The sequence below is a fragment of the Rickettsiales bacterium genome, assembly GCA_033762595.1.
Taxonomy (GTDB): domain Bacteria; phylum Pseudomonadota; class Alphaproteobacteria; order Rickettsiales; family UBA8987; genus JANPLD01.
Genome location: JANRLM010000119.1, coordinates 1 through 2,715, shown reverse-complemented (window position 1 = coordinate 2,715; position 2,715 = coordinate 1). Strand labels below are relative to the sequence as shown.

At 34.3% G+C, this 2,715-nt stretch carries 3 protein-coding genes; 1 reads left to right on the top strand and 2 read right to left on the bottom strand.

What is annotated here, in order from left to right:
• On the top strand, positions 1 to 1,033 hold a 1,033-nt coding region (locus SFT90_08290; protein ID MDX1950472.1), incomplete at its 5' end, for an AarF/UbiB family protein.
• A gap of 8 nt (positions 1,034 to 1,041) precedes the next feature.
• Here the strand turns inward: SFT90_08290 and SFT90_08285 are convergent.
• Both SFT90_08285 and SFT90_08280 read right to left on the bottom strand, forming a co-directional pair.
• A complete protein-coding gene (locus tag SFT90_08285) occupies positions 1,042 to 1,632 on the bottom strand; it encodes a HEAT repeat domain-containing protein (GenBank protein MDX1950471.1) in 591 nt (196 codons plus the stop codon).
• On the bottom strand, positions 1,616 to 2,715 hold a 1,100-nt coding region (locus SFT90_08280; GenBank protein ID MDX1950470.1), incomplete at its 5' end, for a lysine--tRNA ligase. The genes SFT90_08280 and SFT90_08285, both read right to left, overlap by 17 nt.

The following is a 2,715-nucleotide window of genomic DNA, read 5'->3' as shown; positions in this document are numbered from 1 at the left end:
AAAGCCAGTTGCAGCGGCTTCAATTGCCCAAGTGCATTTCGCAAAAACTTTTAATGATGAAGATGTTGCGGTGAAAATTCTTCGCCCAAATATAAAAGAAAAATTTATTGGCGATATTGAATTAGTAATTTTTATTGCAAGGTTTTTTGCAAGATTTTCAAAGGTTGCAAAACGAATAAAGTTTTTAGAGATAATGGAAATTTTTCGTAAAAATTCTCTTATTGAAATGGATTTTTTATATGAGGCATCAGCCGCCGCCGAGCTTGCAGAAAATTTTAAGAATGATGAAAACATTAGAATTCCTAAGGTTTATTGGGATTATTCCGCCAAAGAAATTTTAACTATTGAGAGATTTTTTGGCTCTCGCATTGATGATATTGAAACGCTCAAAAATAAGGGAATTGATGTTAATGATATTTTGAAAAAATCCTCGCTAATCTTTGTAAATCAAGTGTTACGTGATGGTTTTTTTCACGCTGATATGCACCCCGGAAATGTGCTGGTTGATGATGAAGGAAAAATCTGCATTTTTGATTTTGGAATTATGGGCAGACTTGATAAAAAAACTAGGGTTTTCCTAGCGGAATTGCTGATTGGATTCTTAAATCGTGATTATAAAAAAGTTGCAGATTTGCATTTTGATTATGGCTTTGTGCCACTTGATCAAGATAGAGATTTATTCGCACAAGCCTGTAGATTTATAAATGAGCCGATTTTGAATCACCCGCAAAATCAAATTTCCATCGCAAAACTTTTGGAGAATCTGCTCAAAATGGCGGAAGATTTCAAGATGAATACTGATCCTAGATTATTTTTGCTTCAAAAAACTATGGTGATGGCGGAGGGAATTGGCAGAATGCTTAATGATAAGGCAAATTTCTGGAATATTTCTGAGGATATAATAAAAGATTGGGGCAAAGAAAATCTCGGCCTAAAATCCAAAATTTTTGATATATTTGAAGATGTAAAAGATATTCTCAAAAAGCTAAAATTCCTGCTTGATGAAGCGGTTTCTAAAAAGAATATGAATTAAAAGAAATACTAATCACTTTTACCTTGTTTTGCTTTTATTTTATTAGCAATTTCTAGCCTTTTTTGATATTCTTTAGCAATTGATTTAGCCTGCGGCGTTCCTATACCAATTAATGCCCTGTAAGCTAGAGTTCTAGTAAATTCATTCTCATCAGTTAAAGCATCTTTTATTAAAGGAATAGATCTCTCAGATTTTCTGCCAATTCTGCCAAGTGCGGAAATTGCTGCATTTCTAATATCAATTTCATCACTTCTAACAAAATTATTTATAGTTGGAATTGCCCTAGCGGATTTTGGCCCGATTCTGCCAAGTGTATATATAGTAGCAGTTACAATCTGCTTATTATCTCTATTATCTCGAAGGTGTTCAAGCAAGGGATCAACTGAATTTTCACCAATTTCTGCGAGCTTTCTAACGGCCACTTCAAAATAAGAATCTGTTTTTTCAAGAAACTGAATATTTTGATCAATCGTCATTTTCTGTAAATCTTCCTTGCTAATACCTTGAATTGCCTCTCTTCTGGCATAGCTAACCTCAACACAATTAAATTGCTGAAAAATTATTGCGATAAGAAAAAATATTTTAAGAAATTTTTTCATTAATCAAATTTATAGTTTCTTTGATGCCGAAAAGTTTAATGAAAGAGCCAGCTCTAGGGCCTTGTGCCTGCCCAAGTAAAACTCTGTAAAGCAAACTGAACCAATCTCTAAGATTTGCTTCATAACCATTTTGTTTTCCTATTTCAAAAACTTGAGTTTGAATATCATCACCTGAGGTTTCGTCTGGGGTTTTTTCAAGCAGAGATTTTAAGTCAAGAATTGCCTTCTTTTCAGCCTCATTTGGCTTGTGATACTCTTTGCTTGGAACGATAAAACGATTATAATATTTTATTGCAAGCTCCGCCATTTTATCAAGATATGGCGATTTTTCTCTGCTAGCATTAGGGGCGTATCTGGTAATGAAAGACCATAAAATATTTTTATCTTCCGTATTACAAGCCGCACTTAAATTTAGCAGAAGTGCAAAACTTATCGGGACATTATAATTAGTGTTTTTTCCAGCTGAAATATGCCAAGCAGGGTTTTCAAAAATTTTATTTTGTTGCTCTGGATTATCCAAGCTATCTGCGAATTTTAAGAAGTCATCAATCTGCTGTGGAATAACATCAAAATGCAATTTTTTTGCCTTTTGCGGGTTATTAAACATAAAGAGGGCAAGACTTTCTTCTGTGCCATATTCAAGCCATTCTTCGAGTGAAATTCCATTGCCTTTTGATTTAGAAATTTTCTCGCCTTTTTCATCTAAAAACATTTCATAAACAAAAGTAATAGGAGCTTCTTTTCCAATTGCTTTACAAATTTGCGAAGAAACCGCAACAGAAGGCGTTAAATCTTTGCCGTGCATTTCATAATCAACGCCAAGTGCTGCCCAACGCATACCCCAATCTGGCTTCCATTGTAGTTTGCAAGCGCCACCAGTAACTTTGGTTTCAACTTCTTTTCCCGCTTCATTTATATAAGTGATAGTGCCATTTGTGAGATTAGTGCTGATAACTTTCGCTTGTAAAACCTTGCCAGTTTCAGGGCAAAGTGGCAAAAATGGGCTGTAAGTTTGTTGCCTTTCTTCACCTAAAGTCGGGAGCATTATTTTCATTATTTTTTCATATTGCTTTAGAACTTCCA